Raw genomic sequence first — 17,930 nt, forward strand, 5'->3', positions numbered from 1 at the left:
GTCGCTTCGGGTCACTCGGCCGGTACGGCGGGCGGCACGGCGCCGCTCCGCCGGGCCGGCCGGTGCACGAAGGACAGCGGCGCCAGCATGTCGCGCAGGGGCAGCAGCGGCCAATCGCGCGCCCCCGCCGCAATCGCCACCAGCCAGCGGCTGAGCAGGGCGGCCGCCGTCAGCACCAGCCCCACCTGCGGCAGCAGCGGGGTCACCGCAAGCGCCAGCGGCAGCGCGTGCCAGAACGGCAGGTCGGGACCGAGCGGCGGCGGCGGCGCGCGGTCGATGCGGCGCTCGGGCAGGGTGGTCGCGAGGTAGGGGCGCAGGCCGAGCCGCTCGCGCACCACCTCGGCCGGCGTCGTAGCCGGTGCGAGCAGGGCGGCGAAACCGCCGAGACTGGCGAGGTCGTCGGCGCGCAAGGCCATCGCCTCACGCCCCAGGCCGCGCCGCCACGCGGCGCGCGGGGCCATGATGGTCGCCGGCAGGAGCCGCGTGTCGGCCGTCAGGGCGGCCAGCCGCGCCGGCAGGGAGCCGTCGGCGGCGCGGGAGCGGGTGGCGCAGGCCACCAGGGCGATGGAGCGCGATTGCAGCGGCGCCACCATGCGGCTCAGCCAGTCGCGCGGCACCACCATGTCCGGAGCGGCCACCACCAGCACCGCGCCTTCGGCCCGCCGCGCCAGGGCGTCGAGCAGGGCGGCGCCGTCGGCCGCCGCCGCCACCGGCACGGCCACCACCTCCAGCCCGCCGGCGCTCGCGGCCGTCGGCGCATCGCCGCCCGCCGGCGTCACCAGCCGCACCGGTCCCGGATAATCCTGCCGCGCCAGTGCCGTCAGCGCCGCGCCGCGGTCGCCGCCGCCCGGCGGCAGCAGCACCGTCACCGGCGGCGCCCAGCCGAGGCCGCGCGACGGCCGGCGGCGGAACCGGGCGAGCAGCAGGGCGGCCATGGTCTGCACCACCACGGCGGCCATGGCGAACAGGGCGAGCACGAGGCCGAGGGCATGGAGCGGACTCAGCATCGCGGTGCTCCGCCGGCGCGGTGTCCGTTTCGCAGGCGCAAATCCCGTCTGCGCAAGGGCGCGGCAGTGCGGTATGGTATCGGCCACGGAATCGTCGGGCTTCCGGTCACGGGTTTCGCCCCCATCTGAGAGGTGGTCGCGGCGGAACACGGATGGTCGCCACGGGTTGTCTTCAGGGTGCCGGCGGAGGGGATCCGCGGCCGGGAGCGGGACGGACGGCCGCCGCTCGGGCTGCGTTGCCCTGCGGGTGGCGAAGCGAGCGGAACCATCGAAGGACGGACGGAAGGAGCGCCGATGCAGGTCATACTGGCTCAACCCCGCGGGTTCTGTGCCGGCGTGGAACGCGCCATCGACATTGTCGAGCGGGCGCTGGAAAAGTTCGGTCCCCCCATCTATGTGCGCCACGAGATCGTTCACAACAAGCACGTGGTCGAGTCGCTGCGGGCAAAGGGCGTACGCTTCGTCGAGGATCTCGATGAAGTTCCGGCCGGCATGCCGACCATCTTCTCCGCCCACGGCGTCGCCCGGTCGGTGGAAGAGGTGGCGGCGTCCCGCGACCTGCCGGTCATCGACGCCACCTGTCCGCTGGTCTCCAAGGTCCACAACGAGGGCCGCCGCTACGCCGAGCAGGGGCGCGAGGTGGTGCTCATCGGCCATGCCGGCCATCCGGAAGTGGAAGGCACCGTCGGCCAGATCCCCGGCACCGTGCACGTCATCTCGACGCCGGAGGACGTCGCCGCCCTGACGGTGGCGGACCCGGAGAAACTGGCCTACGTCACCCAGACGACCCTGTCGCTGGATGACACCGAAGTGGTGGTGCGGGCGCTGCGGGCGCGCTTTCCGGCGGTCGCCGGGCTCGACACCAAGGACATCTGCTATGCCACCCAGAACCGCCAGCGGGCGGTGCGCGAACTGGCCGGGCGGACCGACGTGGTGATCGTGGTCGGTGCCAAGAACAGCAGCAACTCCAACCGCCTGCGCGAGATCGCGACGCAGATGGGGCGGGCCGCCTACCTCATCAACGACGCCTCGGAGCTGGACCCGGCGTGGGTCGCCGGCGGCGCTCGCGTCGGCGTCACCGCTGGCGCCTCGGCGCCCGAGGTGCTGGTGGACGGCGTGCTCGCCGCCCTGCGGGCCATCGAGCCCATCGAGGTGTCGGTGCTCGACGGCGTCGAGGAGACGGTGCGCTTCCGCCTGCCGCGCGAGTTGGAAGACGTGCGCCCGGCGGCGCAGATGCAACCCGTGGGCGGGAGATAGACGTGGCGATACCCCTCGGCCAGATTGCCCGTGTCGGCTCCTACGTGGCGAAGCAGCGCCTGCTCGGGCGCGACAAGTACCCGCTGGTGCTGATGCTGGAGCCGCTGTTCCGCTGCAACCTCGCCTGCGCCGGCTGCGGCAAGATCGACTATCCCGACGCCATCCTGAACCAGCGCCTGTCGGTGGAGGATGCGCTGGGTGCGGTGGACGAATGCGGCGCGCCCGTGGTCTCCATCGCCGGCGGCGAGCCGCTGCTGCACAAGGAGATGCCGCAGATCGTGCGCGGCATCATGGCGCGCAAGAAATACGTCTACCTCTGCACCAACGCCCTGCTGCTCGACAAGCGCATGGACGACTATGCGCCGTCGCCCTTCTTCACCTGGTCCATCCACCTGGACGGCGACCAGGACGACCACGACAAGTCGGTCTGCCAGAAGGGTGTCTATGACCGCGCCACGGCCGCCATCCGCCGCGCCAAGGACAAGGGCTTCCGCGTCAACATCAACTGCACCCTGTTCAACACCGCCGAGGCCGAGCGCACGGCGCGCTTCTTCGACGACGTCATGGCCATGGGCGTCGACGGCATCACGGTGTCGCCGGGCTACGCCTACGAGCGGGCGCCGGACCAGGCGCACTTCCTCAACCGCACGCGCACCAAGACCCTGTTCCGCGACATCTTCCGCCTGGGCCGCCAGCGCGGGTCCAAGTGGGAGTTCGCGCAGTCGTCGCTGTTCCTCGATTTCCTGGCCGGCAACCAGACCTACCGCTGCACCCCCTGGGGCAACCCGACGCGCAACGTGTTCGGCTGGCAGCGGCCGTGCTACCTGCTCGGCGAGGGCTATGCCCGGTCGTTCAAGGAGCTGATGGAGGAGACCGACTGGGACGCCTACGGCGTCGGCAACTACGAGAAGTGCGCCGACTGCATGGTCCATTCGGGCTTCGAGGCGACGGCGGTGATGGACGCCGCCGCCCATCCGCTGAAGGCCTGGGCGGTCAGCCGCAAGGGGCCGGACCTGGAGGGCGCCTTCGCGCCGGACATCCCGCTCGACCGCCAGCGGCCGGCGGACTACGTGTTCTCCACCCACGTCGAGGACGCCATGGAGCGTCTACGGCAGGGTGGCGGCGAGGGCCGCAGCGCCGCGGAATAGGGCGGCATGGGCGATGCGGCTGGCGCGGGCGGTGCGGGCGAGGCCCGCCGCCTCCGCCGGGTGCCGCAGCACCGCCGCCAGCACCCGGCCGACAGCGACGTGGCCGGTCGGCGTGACGCCCACCAGGGCGGCCTGCGGCAGGCTCATGTCCCACGGGTCGCATACGGCGCGCAAGGCGACGAAGGGCAGGCCGCGCCGCGCTGCGGCTTCCGCCACGCCCAGGCTTTCCGTATCCACCGCGACGGCGGCCGTCTGCTCGAACAGGTCACGCTTCTCCGCCACGCCGGGCACCACCCGGTCGAGGCCGAGGATGGCGCCTGTCAGGGCGTCGGGCAGGGCGCGCAGCAGGTTGGTGCGCCACAGGGCGTCGGTGGGCAGGGCGAACCCGTCGTCCTCGCCCATCACCGCCGAGGGCACCAGCAGGGTGCCCGGCGCCATGCCGGGCGCGAGCCCGCCGGCCAGCCCGAAGCTGACCAGGGCGATGACGCCCTGTTCCTCGATCAGTTCCTCGGCCAGATCCTCCGCCCGCCCCAGGTTGGCACCCGAGCAGGCGACCCGGTGGCCGAGGCGGCGGACGATGGCGGCCTCCGACTGCAGGCCGGTGACGACTCCGATCCCTTCTACAGCCCCCAAGGCGACACCCCCGCATTGCCCTCCTTGAGCGCCCGGTAGCGCGCCAGCGCCATGAGCGGGAAGAACGACGCATAGCCGTGGTAGCGCAAGTAGAACACGCGCGGGAAGCCGACGGCCGTATAGGGATCCTCCGGCCACAGGCCGTCCTTGCCCTGCGCTTCGGTCAGGTAGGCGACGCCGCGCGCCACCGCCGGATCGTCCACCTGGCCCGCCGCCATGAGTCCGAGCAGCGCCCAGGCCGTCTGGCTGGCGGTGGAGAAGGCGCAGCGGGCATCGCGGTGCTCCCGCCAATAGCTGGCGCCGCTCTCGCCCCAGCCGCCATCGGCGTTCTGGCGGTTCTTCAGCCACTGGGCGGCGCGCGCCACGGCGGGATCGTCGGCGCGGCGGCCGAGGGCGTTGTAGGCCATCAGCACCGACCAGGTGCCGTAAATGTAGTTGGTGCCCCAGCGGCCGAACCACGAGCCGTCCGGCTCCTGCTCCTTGGTCAGGTAGCGCAGGCCGCCGGTCAGCACCGGATCGCCGGCGCCGGTGCCGAGCTGCGCCAGCATGCCGACACAGCGCGCCGAGACGTCGGCGGTCGGCGGGTCGAGCAGCGCGCCATGGTCGGCGAAGGGGATGTAGTTGAGGTAGTGGGCGGTGTTGTCGGCGTCGAAGGCGCCCCAGCCGCCGTTGTCGCTCTGCATGCCGCGGATCCAGTGCACTGCCCGCTCGATGCTGCCGGCGTAGCGGATGGGATCGGCGCGGTGCATGGCCATGACCACGACGGCGGTGTCGTCGACGTCGGGGTAGTGCGGGTTCTCGTACTGGAAGGCCCAGCCGCCGGGCTTCGCCTTCGGCCGCTTGACCGCCCAGTCGCCCACCACGTCGAGGATCTGGCGGTCTTTCAGCCAGTCGAGGCCACGCAGGGCGGCGTCGCGGGCGGCCGGCGTGTTGGTCTCCAGCAGGGCGTGGACGGTCAGCGCCGTATCCCACACCGGCGACAGGCAGGGCTGCACGTAGGTGGCGCCCGGCCGGTCCACCACCAGCTTCTCGATGGAGCGGCGGGCGATCAGGAAGCTCGGGTGCTCGCGGGCATAGCCGAGGGCGTCGTACATCATCACGGCATTGGCCATGGCCGGATAGATGCCGCCGAGCCCGTCCTCGCCATTGAGCCGTTCCTCCACCCAGCCCACCGCCTTGGCGATGGCGCGGCGGCGGTTGTCGGCGGGCAGCAGGGGCTCGGCGCGGCGCACGGCGGCGTCGAGCAGCTTGAAGAAGCGCGTCCAGGCCGCCTGCTCCGGGTGGTGGTGCCAGTCGGCGACGCGGTCCGGGGGCGTGCGGAACAGCTCCGCCACGGCGATGCCGCGCGGATTGCGGGCCTGCGGCTTCAGCGCCATGAGGACCAGCAGCGGCACGATGACGGTGCGCGACCAGTAGCTGACGCGGTCCAGGTGGAAGGGCGACCACTTGGGCAGGGTCATGATCTCCACCGGCATGGTCGGCACCGCCTTCCACGGCACCTGCCCGAACAGGGCGAGCAGGATGCGGGTGAAGACGTTGGCGCGCTCCGCCCCGCCGGCGCGGTGGATGGCGGCGCAGGCCTCGCGCATGTGCGGCGCGTCGGGAGAATCGCCGCAGGCCTTCAGGGCGAAGTAGCCCTTCACGCTGGCCGACAGGTCCATGGCGCCGCCGTGGAACAGCGGCCAGCCGCCGTCGGCGGTGCGCCCGGCCCGCAGGTAATCGGCCATGCGCGCTTCGACCCCCGGGTCGACGTCCTCGCCCAGGTAGTGGCGCAGCAGCAGGTATTCGGCGGGAATGGTGCAGTCGGCCTCGAGCTCGAAGATCCAGTGCCCGTCGGGCTTCTGCCGGGCGAGCAACGCCTCGGCCGCCTCGGCGGCGGACAGCCGCGCGGCGTGGGTCACGCCGGCGTCCGAGGTGGACCGGTGCAGGGTCTGCGGATGCATCATCCAATCCCTCTTCTTCTTCAGTCTTCTTATGGCGTCGCGGCGCGGGCGCCGGTTGGTCGAGCGGCGGAGGGGATGGGGCCCGGCGGGCGCGATCGCCGCCGCCACGGCCGCGAGCCGCGCGGCGGCGGCGGGAGGGAGTGGGCGAGGGGCGGAGGCAGGCGCGGCATGGTCACAGCACCCCGTGGCGCAGCACGAGCCACAGCTTGCGGGCGCGCGACAGGCGTACGCGGCGGGACGGGTCGCGCCAGTCCTCCGCCCGCAGGCGGTCGAGGGTGCCGCGATAGACGGCGGCCATGATGCGCGCCGGCCGGACGGTGGCGCGCGGGCAGCGGGCGGCGGCGGCCTCGGCGGCGGCGAAGTGGGCTTCGGCGGTGGCGGCGATCTCGCGGCAGACGGCGGGCAGCGCGGGGTGACGCAGCACCGCCTGCGGGTCCTCGGCGGTGATGCCGTGGCGCACCAGCGTCTCGCGCGGCAGGTAGAGGCGGCCGTCGGCGGCGTCCTCGCCCAGGTCGCGCAGGATGTTGGTCAGCTGCAGGGCGCGGCCCAGGCGGTCGGCCAGGTCGCGGCCGGGGGCGTCGGGGCAGCCGAAGGCGCGCACCGCCAGCCGGCCGACGGCGGCGGCGACGCAGTCGCAGTAATGATCGAGGGTGGCGAGGTCGGGGGCGCGGACCGGCCCCAGGGCATCCATCTCCATGCCCTCGATGACCGCCAGGAAGTCCTCCCGCGCCATGCCGAAGCGGTCGACGGCGTCGCGCAGGGCGGGCTCCAGGGCATAGGGGGCGGCGGGCGGGCCGCCGTAGAGGGCGTCGACGCGGCGGCGCCATTCGGCCAGGCCGGCCAGCTTCTCGTCGCGCGAACGGCCGGGCTCGTCGGCGATGTCGTCGACCTCGCGGCAGAAGGCGTAGACGGCGAAGATGGCCTCGCGCCGCGGCCGCGGCAGCACCTTCATGCCCCAGTAGAAGCTCGATCGCGCGGCGGCGGCCTGCGGGGGAGTGGACGCGCCGAAGTCGGCGTCGGGGGCGGCGGCCACGGTGGCGGGCAGGGGCGGCGGCGGCGTCATGCGCCGCGCTCCGCGGGATTGCCGCTGCCGGGCGCCGGAACCGTCGTGCGTCGATCCCTCCGCATCGCCTTCTCCACACTGTCCCAAGGAGTGAACACCGCACCCGCAATTCGGGTTCATGGTACTGCACCTGCCGCAAGAATGCCGCTTCCTTTCCGCGGTGCAGTTCAACCAAACTTGCGTTTGGTTTTGAATCGCTCTCAAAGCCCTTATTTTGCAACATCCTGTCCGCAGAATGCGGCGTTTTTTTGTGGATGTTGCGCCCATTCCCCTCTATGAGATGCCGCGCTGCAACATCCCATTTTGCGGCGCACCGTCTAGAGAGAGGGGAAAACAAGAAATGGGACAGGAGTCTGTCGAGCGGATCCTTGCGAATCCGCGGTTCCAGGAACTGGTCGCCAAGCGCAGCCGGTTCGCCTGGACGCTCTCTGCGATCATCCTGGCCGTGTTCTACGGCTACATTCTGGTGGTCGCCTTCAATCCGCAGGTGCTGGCCGTGCCGCTCGGCGAAGGCTGGACCCTGACGGTCGGTATTCCCGTCGGGGCCGGGATCATCGTGCTGTCGTTCCTGCTGACCTGGGCCTACGTCACCCGCGCCAACGGCGAGTTCGAGCGGCTGAACCGCGAAGTGCTCGAGGAGCTGAACCGATGACCGCCCGCACTTTCGCGTCCGCCGCCGCGGCGGGCGCCCTGTTCCTCGCTTCCGCGATGCCGGCGTGGGCCGCCGGCGCCATCGGCGGCGAGGTCGAGAAGCAGGCCGTCAATCCGACGGCCATCGTCATGTTCCTGATCTTCGTCGCGGTGACGCTCGGCATCACCTACTGGGCCGCCCGCCGCACGAAGAGCGCCAAGGACTTCTACACCGCCGGCGGCGGCATCACCGGCTTCCAGAACGGCCTGGCCATCGCCGGCGACTACATGTCGGCCGCGACCCTGCTCGGCCTGACCGGCATGGTGTTCACCGTCGGCTACGACGGCTTCGTCTATTCCATCAGCTTCCTGGTCGGCTGGCCGATCATCCTGTTCCTGATGGCGGAGCGCCTGCGCAACCTCGGCAAGTTCACCTTCGCCGACATCACCGCCTATCGCCTCGGCCGCACCGAGATCCGCACCCTGTCGGCCTGCGGGTCGCTGTCCGTCGTGGCGCTCTACCTGATCGCCCAGATGGTCGGCGCCGGCAAGCTCATCCAGCTGCTGTTCGGCCTGGAGTACGAGTGGGCGGTGGCGCTGGTCGGCGTGCTGATGATCGCCTACGTCACCTTCGGCGGCATGATCGCCACCACCTGGGTGCAGATCATCAAGGCCGTGATGCTGCTGTCGGCCGGCTCGTTCATGGCGCTGATGGCGCTGTCGCAGTTCGGCTTCAACCTCAACACCATGGCCCAACAGGCGGTCGAGATGCACAAGCTCGGCCAGGCCCTCATGGGCCCGGGCAGCTTCCTCGCCGACCCGGTGTCGGCGGTGTCGCTCGGCATGGCGCTGATGTTCGGCACGGCCGGTCTGCCGCACATCCTGATGCGCTTCTTCACCGTCTCCGACGCCAAGGAAGCCCGCAAGTCCGTGGTCTACGCCACCGGCTTCATCGGCTATTTCTTCATGGTGGTCGGCGTCCTCGGCCTCGCCGCCATCGTCATCGTGTCGAAGAACCCCGAGTTCCTCGGCGCCGACGGCAAGCTGCTCGGCGGCAGCAACATGGCGGTCATGCACCTCGCCAAGGCGGTGGGCGGCGACCTGTTCCTCGGCTTCATCTCGGCGGTGGCCTTCGCGACCATCCTCGCGGTGGTGGCGGGCCTCGCCCTCGCCGGAGCCTCGGCGGTGTCGCACGACCTCTATGCCTCGGTGTTCAAGAAGGGCCAGGCGGACGAGCGCACCGAAATGCGCGTGTCCAAGATCGCCACGCTCGCCATGGGCGTGCTGGCGGTCGGCCTCGGCATCGCCTTCGAGAACCAGAACATCGCCTTCATGGTGGGCCTGGCCTTCGCCATCGCCGGCAGCGCCAACTTCCCGGTGCTGATCCTGTCCATGATGTGGAAGGGCACCACCACCCGCGGCGCGCTGATCGGCGGCTTCATCGGCCTGGCGACGGCGCTGACGCTGGTGGTCCTCGGTCCGACCATCTGGGTGAAGATCCTCGGCTTCCAGACCGCCGTGTTCCCCTACGAGCACCCGGCGATCTTCTCGATCCCGACGGCCTTCTTCGCCATCTGGTTCTTCTCCGTCACCGACCGCAGCAAGCGGGCGGAAGAGGAAAAGGGCCGCTTCCCGGCGCAGTACGTGCGCAGCCAGACCGGCCTCGGCGCCGAGTCCGCCTCGTCGCACTGATCCGGTTTTCGTGACTGCGGGGACGCCCCGGCGGAGAGCTTTCCGCCGGGGCGTTTTCCTTTACCCTTTGACATTCTGGCCCCGGCGGACTAAATGGGGGCCTTCGCGGCTGCATCGACACAGGTCGAGACGGTCGCCCAAACGCGGCCGGCTCCCGTGCGCACCCTCCTGGTGCGGCGCGCCGCCCCATCTTTCGAAAGACTCTCTCACATATGACGAAGTTTACCGACCTGGGCCTCGCCGAGCCCCTGCTGAAGGCGCTCGCCGACGACGGCTATGAAACGCCGACTCCGATCCAGGCCCAGGCCATTCCGCTCCTCCTGCAGGGCCGCGACGTCCTGGGCATCGCCCAGACCGGCACCGGCAAGACGGCGGCCTTCTCCCTGCCCCTGCTGCAGCGCCTCGCCGCCAGCAACCGTCGCGCCGGCCCCAAGGGCTGCCGCGCGCTGATCCTGACGCCGACGCGCGAGCTGGCGGTGCAGATCAACGACAGCCTCAAGGCCTACGGCCGCTACATGAAGTTCCGCGCCGCCTGCATCTTCGGCGGCGTCGGCATGAACCCGCAGATCCGCGCGCTGGCCGGCGGCGTCGACCTTCTGGTCGCCACCCCGGGCCGCCTGATCGACCTGATGAACCAGGGCTACGTGCGCTTCGACTCGGTGGAATGCTTCATCCTCGACGAAGCCGACCGCATGCTCGACATGGGCTTCGTGCGCGATGTGCGGAAGGTGGTCGAACGCCTCCCGACCGATCGGTCGACTCTGCTGTTCTCGGCCACCATGCCGAGCGGCGTGCGCGAGCTGGCCGACGGCCTGCTGCGTGACCCGGTGAAGGTGGAAGTCACCCCGCCGGCGACCACCGCCGAGCGCATCGAGCAGCGCGTCATGTTCGTCCGCCGCGACGACAAGCGCCCGCTGCTGACGCACCTGATGGATACCCACGGCATCGAGCGCGTGCTGGTCTTCACCCGCACCAAGCACGGCGCCGACCGCCTGGTCCGCCAGCTGGAGCTGGACGGCGTCAACGCCGCCGCCATCCACGGCAACAAGTCGCAGAACGCCCGCCAGGCGGCGCTGAAGGACTTCAAGAACGGCCGTGTGAAGGCGCTGGTGGCGACCGACATCGCCGCCCGCGGCATCGACATCGACGGCCTGACGCACGTCATCAACTACGAGCTGCCGAACGAGCCGGAAAGCTACGTCCACCGCATCGGCCGTACCGCGCGCGCCGGCGCCGAGGGCATGGCCTTCTCGTTCTGCGACACCGACGAGCTGTTCTACCTGCGCGACATCGAGCGCGCCATCCGCCAGCCGGTGGAAGCCGACGAGACGCACGAGTGGCACGCCCCCGAAGTGGCGGCGCTGCGCACCCGTCCGCCCAAGCCGCCGGCCCGCCAGCAGCAGGGTCAGGGTCGTCCGCAGGGCGGCCAGGGCCAGCGCCCGCAGGGTGCCCAGGGTCAGCGTCCGGGTGGTCAGGGCCAGCGTCCGCAGGGCGGTGCCGGTCGCGCGCCGCACGCCGCTGCCAACGAGCAGCGCGCCGACCGCCACGACCGCCGCCCGGCGCCCCATGGCGCCAAGCAGGGTGGCAAGGGCCGCAAGTTCGGCGGCGGCGGCGGCGGCCAGCGCCGCGGCGGCGGCATGAGCGCGGCGTAAGCCGCCTCGGGCCCTTCAGCCTGACCAAGACGACGGGGCGCCTCGCGAGAGGCGCCCCGTTTTCGTTTGCCGGGCCGTGTGGCGTGGTGGGGGGCGCCGCCATCCACGACGGCACTTACGGCGACCGCTGGGCTGCGTCTTCCATGGCCGCCGCCAGGGGAGCCGTGGATGGCCGGCTCGGAGGCCGGCCATGACATAACTACTTGTGATAAAATAGAAAATGTCATGGCCGGGCTTGACCCGGCCATCCACGGCTGCACATCCGGCAGCCGTCGGGCTGCGTCCTTCACAACCGCCGTCAGGGGGCGTGGACGGCCGGCCATGCCCAAACCATGGGCTTTCTCAACCGCGAGGGCCTGAGCCGCGCCGCAAAACCCCCCTCACCGCCGCCCCGGCATGGCGTCCTCCACCGGGATCACGTTGTCGGTCTTCACCTCCTCCATCACCACGTAGGTGTGGGTGGCCTTCACGCCCGGCAGGGTGACCAGGCTGTCACCCAGGAAGCGGCGGTATTCGCCCATGTCGGCGAGCCGCACCTTCAGCAGGTAGTCGAGGCCGCCGGTGATCATGTGGCATTCCATTACCTCGGGCATGTCGAGCACGGCGTCGCGGAACCGGTCGAACACGTCGGGCGTCGTCCTGTCCAGGGCCACCTCGATGAAGCACACCACCGACCGCCCCAGCTTGTGGGGGTCGAGCTGGGCGCGGTAGCCCTGGATGTAGCCCTCGCGCTCCAGCCGGCGCACCCGCTCCAGGCACGGCGTCGGTGACAGGGCGACGCGGCGCGACAGTTCGGCATTGGACAGGCGACCGTCGGCCTGCAGCTCGCGCAGGATCTTGCGGTCGATGTGATCGATTTCTCTACTCATCGGCGGGTCTTTCAGAAGGATCCGCCCATTTCGGCGGCTTTAGCAGGATGATCCGCCATGCATCGCCCCGAACAAAGCGAAATCCTCGGTTATGTTTTTGTTAACCTGACGCCCACTGGCGCGGGCATGGCTGCCATGCGCATCGCGCAGGTGGTGCGCCGCCGGGCCGCCGCGCCCGCCGCCTTCGACAGCAAGCGAAAGGGAGACCGATGGAAACCGGACTGACGACGGCCACGTGGCTGTGGCTCTTCATTCCGATGCCGCTCGTGGTGATCATCTCCGTGGCCTCGTGGCTGCGGCATGCGCGCAAGGAGGGCGGCCGGTGACCAGCACGACCCTCGTCACGTTCGTCATCTATCTCGTCGGCATGCTCGCCATCGGCGTCTTCGCCTACCGGATGACGTCCAACCTGTCCGACTACATCCTCGGTGGCCGCCGCCTCGGCCCCGGTGTCGCGGCCCTGTCGGCCGGCGCGTCGGACATGAGCGGATGGCTGCTGCTCGGCCTGCCGGGGGCGGTGTTCGCCGCCGGCATGAACCAGATCTGGATCGCCGTCGGCCTGACCGTCGGCGCCTTCCTGAACTGGTGGTACGTGGCCGGGCGCCTGCGCATCTACACCGAGGTCGCCGCCGACAGCCTGACGCTGCCCGACTTCCTGGAGAACCGCTTCCGCGACACGTCGCGCCTGCTGCGGGTGATCTCGGCGCTGGTGATCCTGGTGTTCTTCACCTTCTATACCAGCTCGGGCATGGTGGCCGGTGCCAAGCTGTTCGAGGCGAGCTTCGACATGAGCTACACCTCGGCCCTGTGGGTCGGCGCCATCGTCATCATCTCCTACACCTTCCTCGGCGGCTTCCTGGCGGTGTCGTGGACCGACTTCGTGCAGGGCATCCTCATGTTCCTGGCGCTCATCGCCGTGCCCATCGTCACCATCATCGAGGTCGGCGGCTGGAGCGAGGTGACGCGCGAGGCAGCGGCCTTCGACCCCGGCTACCTGGACGCCTTCCACGAGATGACGACGCTCGGCATCATCTCGCTCATGGCCTGGGGCCTCGGCTACTTCGGCCAGCCGCACATCCTGGCGCGCTTCATGGCGATCCGCTCCGCCGCCGACGTGCCGAAGGCGCGCGTCATCGGCATGGGCTGGATGGTGCTGTCGCTCTATGGCGCCATCTTCACCGGCTTCGTCGGTGTCGCCTACCTGTCGCGCGGTGCCGTGGGCGACGCCGAGCAGGTGTTCATCATCCTGTCCGACGTGCTGTTCCACCCGGTGATTTCCGGCATCCTGCTGGCCGCCATCCTGGCCGCCGTCATGTCGACCATAGACAGTCAGCTGCTGGTGTCGTCGTCGGCCATCACCGAGGACTTCTACAAGCAGCTGTTCCGCCGCGACGCCGGCGAGAAGGAACTGGTGTGGGTCGGCCGTCTGGCCGTGCTCGGCATCGCGCTGCTGGCGATCTGGATGGCGTCCGACCCCGAGCGCTCGGTGCTCGACCTGGTGTCCTACGCCTGGGCCGGGTTCGGAGCGGCCTTCGGGCCCATCGTCCTGCTGTCGCTGACGTGGGAGCGCCTGTCGCGCAACGGCGCGCTGGCCGGCATCGTCGTCGGTGCGGTGACGGTGGTGGTCTGGGCGGAGCTGTCGGGCGGCCTGTTCGACATCTACGAAATCCTGCCCGGCTTCCTGCTGTGCGGCCTGACGGCGGTGGGCGTCAGCCTGTTCGCCGGTCCGGCGACGCCGGAGGTGCGGGAGGAGTTCGCCCGCGTCCGCGCCGAGTTCGACCGCGCCAAGTGAGGACGGCCAAGGCCGCGGCCGGGGTTTTCCGCTCCCGGTCGCGGCCTTACCTCTGTCTGAGGGACCGCTTCGACCGACGGTCTCTTTGGATATGATCGAATAGTCTGCATCATCGGCCGTCGGCAGACGATTCGGCTGATCCGGCCGCCATCAACCAGCACGCCGTGCTGCCGTGACGGCCAAACTAAGCAAGATCGTCTGCCGCGTTCCGGGTACTCTTTGCCGCAGGTGAGACACGCATGGCTGCCATGCGACCGCTCGACAACCGCCGCTTCCGTTGGAGTCCGCGCCCATGATCTTCCGCGACGATGCCCCGCCGGCCCCCGCCTGGCGCGATCACCTGCAGGCCACCTACCGCGCCGACGAGGACACCCTGGTCGAGACGCTGCTGGCCGACGCGCAGATCGCCCCCGACGCCCGCCAGCGCATCGGCGGCACGGCCTATGCCCTGGTCGAGGCGGTGCGCGCCAACCGCACCCTGCGTTCGGGCATCGACGCCTTCATGAGCGAGTACGACCTGTCGACGGAAGAGGGCCTCGTGCTCATGTGCCTCGCCGAGGCGCTGCTGCGCGTGCCGGATCCGGAGACCGCCGACCGCCTCATCCACGACAAGATCGCCGGCACCGAGTGGGAGAAGCACCTCGGGTCGTCGCGCTCCATCTTCGTCAACGCCTCCACCCTCGGCCTGATGATGACCGGCCGCATCCTCGGCCCCGCCGACCTGCCGGAGGACGCGCCGCAGGGCACGCTGCGCCGCATGGTGTCGCGCCTGGGCGAGCCGGTGATCCGTCAGGCGCTGCGCCAGGCCATGCGCGTCATGGGCCGCCAGTTCGTGCTCGGCCGCACCATCGAGGAAGCGATGGAGCGCGGCAAGGAGATGGAGAAGAAGGGCTACCGCTACTCCTTCGACATGCTGGGCGAGGCTGCCCGCACCGAAGAGGACGCCGCCAAGTACTTCCGCGCCTACCAGATGGCCATCGACGCCATCGGCAAGGACGCCCGCGGCAAGGGCGTCGTCGCCGGCAACGGCATCTCGGTCAAGCTGTCGGCCCTGCACCCGCGCTACGAGCCCGGCCGCCGCGCCGAGATGCTCGACGTGCTGGCCGACCGCCTGCTGCAGCTCGCCCGCCAGGCCAAGGGCCACGACATCGGCTTCTGCGTCGACGCCGAGGAATCCGAGCGCCTGGAACTGTCGCTGGAGCTGATCGAGAAGGTCTACGGCGACCCGTCGCTGGCCGGCTGGAACGGCTTCGGCCTCGCCGTGCAGGCCTACCAGAAGCGCGCCCGCGCCGTCGTCGACGTGCTCGCCGGCATGGTGGAGCGCGTCGGCCGCCGCATGAACGTGCGGCTGGTGAAGGGCGCCTACTGGGATACGGAAATCAAGCGCAGCCAGGAACTGGGCCTGGAAGGCTATCCGGTGTGGACCCGCAAGGTGACCACCGACGTCAGCTACATCGCCTGCGCCAAGAAGCTGCTCGACCGCACCGACCTGTTCTTCCCGCAGTTCGCCACCCACAACGCCCACACGGTGGCGACCATCCTCGAGATCGGCGGCGACAAGGAGTTCGAGTTCCAGCGCCTGCACGGCATGGGCGAGGAGCTGTACGACGAGGTCGTCGGCCACAACAAGCGCGGCAAGCCCTGCCGCATCTACGCGCCCGTCGGCGGCCATGCGGAACTGCTGAGCTACCTCGTGCGCCGGCTGCTGGAGAACGGCGCCAACACCAGCTTCGTCAACCGGCTGGTGGACGACCGCACGCCCATCGAGGCGATCATCGCCGACCCGGTGGAGCGCCTGAGCGGCCTCAGCCCCAAGCGCCATCCGCACATCCCGCAGCCGCGCGGGCTCTACCCGGACGGGCGGCCCAACTCCAAGGGCATCGACCTGTCGGACTTCACCCGCCTCGCCCCGGTCGCCCACGCAATGGACGAAGCCGGCTGCGGCACCTGGAAGGCCGGCCCGATCGTCGGCGGCGCGCTGCGCGCCGGCAACGGCGTGCCGGTCACCGATCCGGCGGACCGCCGCCGCACCGTCGGCCACGTCACCGAGGCGACGGCCGACGACGTGCAGGACGCGCTCGCCCGCGCCGAAGCGGCGTGGCAGGCCTGGGACGCCACCGACCCCGACCAGCGCGCCCGCTGCTTCGAAAAGGTGGCCGACCTGATGGAAGAGCGCATGCCGGCCCTCATGGCCATCTGCGTGCGCGAGGCCGGCAAGACCATCAACGACGCCGTCGCCGAGGTGCGCGAGGCGGTGGACTTCCTGCGCTACTACGCCCGCCGCTGCCGCGAGACCTTCGGCCACGCGGTCGAGATGCCGAGCCTGGACGGCAAGGCGGCGCGGGTCGAGATGCGCGGTCGCGGCCTGTTCGTCTGCATCAGCCCGTGGAACTTCCCGCTCGCCATCTTCACCGGGCAGGTGACGGCGGCGCTGGCCGCCGGCAACGCCGTGCTCGCCAAGCCGGCGGAACAGACCAGCCTCATCGCCGCCGCCGCCGTGGCGCTGTTCCACGAGGCCGGCGTGCCCGGCGACGTGCTCGCCCTGCTGCCGGGCCGCGGCGAAACCGTCGGCGCGACGCTGGTGAAGGACCCGCGCGTCGCGGGCGTCGCCTTCACCGGCTCGGTGGAGGTCGCCCACATCATCAGCCGCACGCTCGCCGAGCGGGCCGGTGGCACGGCGCCGCTCATCGCCGAGACGGGCGGCCAGAACGCCATGATCGTCGACAGCTCGGCGCTGCCCGAGCAGGTGATCCGCGACGCCATCGTCTCCGCCTTCGGGTCGGCCGGCCAGCGCTGCTCGGCGCTGCGGGTGATGTACGTGCAGGAGGACGTCGCCGACGGCATGATCGCCATGCTGAAGGGCGCCATGGCCGAACTGACGGTCGGCGACCCGTCGCTGCTGTCCACCGACGTCGGCCCCGTCATCGACGAGGACGCGCGCGCCGGCCTGCAGGCCCATGCCGACCGCATGGACCGCGAGGCGCGCCTCGTCCACCGGGTGGCGGTGCCGGAGGGCTGCCGCGACGGCACCTTCTTCGCCCCCGCCGCCTACGAGATCGCCGACATCGGCGTGCTGGAGCGCGAAGTCTTCGGGCCGGTGCTGCACGTGGTGCGCTACAAGGCCGCCGACCTCGACAAGGTGGTGGCGGCGGTGCGCGGCACCCGCTTCGGCCTGACCATGGGCATCCACACCCGCATCGACCGCAAGGCGCGCGCCATCCAGGCGCAGTCGCGGATCGGCAATACCTACGTCAACCGCAACATGATCGGCGCCGTGGTCGGCGTGCAGCCGTTCGGCGGCGAGGGTGTCTCGGGCACCGGCCCCAAGGCCGGCGGGCCGCACTACATCGCCCGCTTCGCCGAACCGCGCGTCACCCCGCTGGCCGACGGCCAGCCGGAGGCCGTGCGGGCGGTCGAGATGAACGCCGCCAAGCTGCTGCCGGGCGACTTGCCCAAGGTGCAGGGCTCGCATGCCGGGCTGCACGGGGCGCTCGACGCCGCCCGGGCCGCCGCGCTGGCCTGGGACCGCCAGGGCGGCGCCAAGCGGGCGGTGCTGCTGGAGGACGCGGCCGAGCGCCTGATGCGCGACGCGGCCCTGCTCGCCGGCATGGTGGCCCGCGACACCGGCCGTCCCATGGCCGAGGCCGCCGGCGAGGCGGTGGCGGCGGTGGAGATGCTGCGGCTGCTCGCCGCCCAGGCACGGGCGGAGTTTGCCAAGCCGATGACCCTGCCGGGGCCGACGGGCGAGCACAACGAGCTGCAACTGCACGGCCGCGGCCTCGTCGCCGCTGCCGGTGGGCCGGGCGCGACACTCGCCGCCGCCGTGGCGCCCGTCGCCGCGGCGCTGGCCGCCGGCTGTCCGGTGGTTGTGGCGCCCGACGCCTCCCTCGCCGCCGCCCTGGAGCGGGTGGTGGCCGCCTTCCGCGCCGCCGGCGTGCCGGAGGGTGTGCTGGCGCTGGTGGAAGGCTCCGACCCCGACGCGCTATGCGCCGACGAGCGGGTGGAGGTACTTGCCTGGGCCGGGCCGGAGGACGTGCAGCGCCGCCTCGCCGTGGCGCTCGCCGGCCGTCGCGGACCCATCGTGCCGCTGGTCGCCGAGGCCTTCGGGCCGCACTACCTGCACCGCTTCGCGGCCGAGCGCACGCTGACCGTCGACATGACGGCGGCGGGCGGCAACGCCTCGCTGCTGACGCTGAACGAGGACGCGCCGCAGGCGGCGGAGTAAGAGAGGGAAGGGGCGGCTC

Annotated in this window: 13 protein-coding genes; 8 read left to right on the forward strand and 5 right to left on the reverse strand. The window is 71.1% G+C overall.

Features of this window, described 5'->3' with window-relative positions; translation table 11 throughout:
- Window positions 1–11: 11 nt before the first annotated feature.
- Complete coding sequence (locus tag CRP50_RS03025) at window positions 12–1,007, reverse strand: glycosyltransferase (RefSeq protein ID WP_097277486.1); 996 nt, start codon at window positions 1,005–1,007, stop codon at window positions 12–14.
- 294 nt (window positions 1,008–1,301) lie between these two features.
- Between CRP50_RS03025 and ispH the strand changes: the two genes are divergently transcribed.
- Window positions 1,302–2,264, forward strand: a complete 963-nt coding sequence (gene ispH, locus CRP50_RS03030; RefSeq protein ID WP_097277487.1) for a 4-hydroxy-3-methylbut-2-enyl diphosphate reductase — start codon at window positions 1,302–1,304, stop codon at window positions 2,262–2,264.
- Window positions 2,265–2,266: 2 nt separating this feature from the next.
- The gene (gene hpnH / locus CRP50_RS03035; RefSeq protein ID WP_097277488.1) at window positions 2,267–3,412 is read left to right on the forward strand and encodes an adenosyl-hopene transferase HpnH; all 1,146 of its coding nucleotides are present in this window, start codon (window positions 2,267–2,269) and stop codon (window positions 3,410–3,412) included.
- Here hpnH and CRP50_RS03040 read toward each other — a convergent pair.
- The 3 genes from CRP50_RS03040 to hpnD all read right to left on the reverse strand — a co-directional run bounded on the left by CRP50_RS03040 (window position 3,371) and on the right by hpnD (window position 7,051).
- Window positions 3,371–4,045, reverse strand: coding sequence for a hypothetical protein (locus CRP50_RS03040; protein WP_097277489.1), 675 nt, complete (start codon window positions 4,043–4,045; stop codon window positions 3,371–3,373). The two genes, hpnH and CRP50_RS03040, sit on opposite strands and share 42 nt — an antisense overlap.
- Window positions 4,033–5,991 carry a squalene--hopene cyclase gene (shc, locus tag CRP50_RS03045; RefSeq protein WP_416045196.1) on the reverse strand — a complete coding sequence of 653 codons (1,959 nt, stop codon included), beginning with the start codon at window positions 5,989–5,991 and terminating at the stop codon, window positions 4,033–4,035. Before shc ends, CRP50_RS03040 begins: the two co-directional genes overlap by 13 nt.
- Window positions 5,992–6,160: 169 nt before the next feature.
- Window positions 6,161–7,051, reverse strand: coding sequence for a presqualene diphosphate synthase HpnD (gene hpnD, locus CRP50_RS03050; RefSeq protein WP_097277490.1), 891 nt, complete (start codon window positions 7,049–7,051; stop codon window positions 6,161–6,163).
- A gap of 340 nt (window positions 7,052–7,391) precedes the next feature.
- On the opposite strand from hpnD, the gene CRP50_RS03055 reads away from it, so the two are divergent.
- From CRP50_RS03055 to CRP50_RS03065, 3 genes are all read left to right on the forward strand, one after another.
- Window positions 7,392–7,703, forward strand: a complete 312-nt coding sequence (locus CRP50_RS03055; RefSeq protein WP_097277491.1) for a DUF485 domain-containing protein — start codon at window positions 7,392–7,394, stop codon at window positions 7,701–7,703.
- Window positions 7,700–9,373: a cation acetate symporter gene (locus CRP50_RS03060; protein ID WP_097277492.1), complete on the forward strand. Its 1,674-nt coding sequence runs from the start codon at window positions 7,700–7,702 to the stop codon at window positions 9,371–9,373. Before CRP50_RS03055 ends, CRP50_RS03060 begins: the two co-directional genes overlap by 4 nt.
- A 212-nt stretch (window positions 9,374–9,585) precedes the next feature.
- Entirely contained in the window at window positions 9,586–11,025 is a 1,440-nt protein-coding gene (locus CRP50_RS03065) for a DEAD/DEAH box helicase (protein WP_097277493.1), read from the forward strand.
- A 380-nt stretch (window positions 11,026–11,405) separates the two neighbouring features.
- On the opposite strand, the gene CRP50_RS03070 is transcribed toward CRP50_RS03065, so the two are convergent.
- The gene (locus CRP50_RS03070) at window positions 11,406–11,894 is read right to left on the reverse strand and encodes an Lrp/AsnC ligand binding domain-containing protein (protein ID WP_097277494.1); all 489 of its coding nucleotides are present in this window, start codon (window positions 11,892–11,894) and stop codon (window positions 11,406–11,408) included.
- Window positions 11,895–11,951: 57 nt separating this feature from the next.
- Between CRP50_RS03070 and CRP50_RS25445 the strand changes: the two genes are divergently transcribed.
- From CRP50_RS25445 to putA, 3 genes are all read left to right on the forward strand, one after another.
- Window positions 11,952–12,119, forward strand: coding sequence for a hypothetical protein (locus tag CRP50_RS25445; RefSeq protein ID WP_176524997.1), 168 nt, complete (start codon window positions 11,952–11,954; stop codon window positions 12,117–12,119).
- Window positions 12,120–12,216: 97 nt separating this feature from the next.
- Window positions 12,217–13,686: a sodium/proline symporter PutP gene (gene putP / locus CRP50_RS03075; RefSeq protein WP_097277495.1), complete on the forward strand. Its 1,470-nt coding sequence runs from the start codon at window positions 12,217–12,219 to the stop codon at window positions 13,684–13,686.
- Window positions 13,687–13,978: 292 nt separating this feature from the next.
- Window positions 13,979–17,911 carry a bifunctional proline dehydrogenase/L-glutamate gamma-semialdehyde dehydrogenase PutA gene (gene putA, locus CRP50_RS03080; RefSeq protein ID WP_097277496.1) on the forward strand — a complete coding sequence of 1,311 codons (3,933 nt, stop codon included), beginning with the start codon at window positions 13,979–13,981 and terminating at the stop codon, window positions 17,909–17,911.
- Window positions 17,912–17,930: the final 19 nt, after the last annotated feature.

Origin of the sequence: Caenispirillum bisanense (assembly GCF_900230255.1) — a bacterium.
GTDB classification, from domain to species: domain Bacteria; phylum Pseudomonadota; class Alphaproteobacteria; order Rhodospirillales; family Rhodospirillaceae; genus Caenispirillum; species Caenispirillum bisanense_A.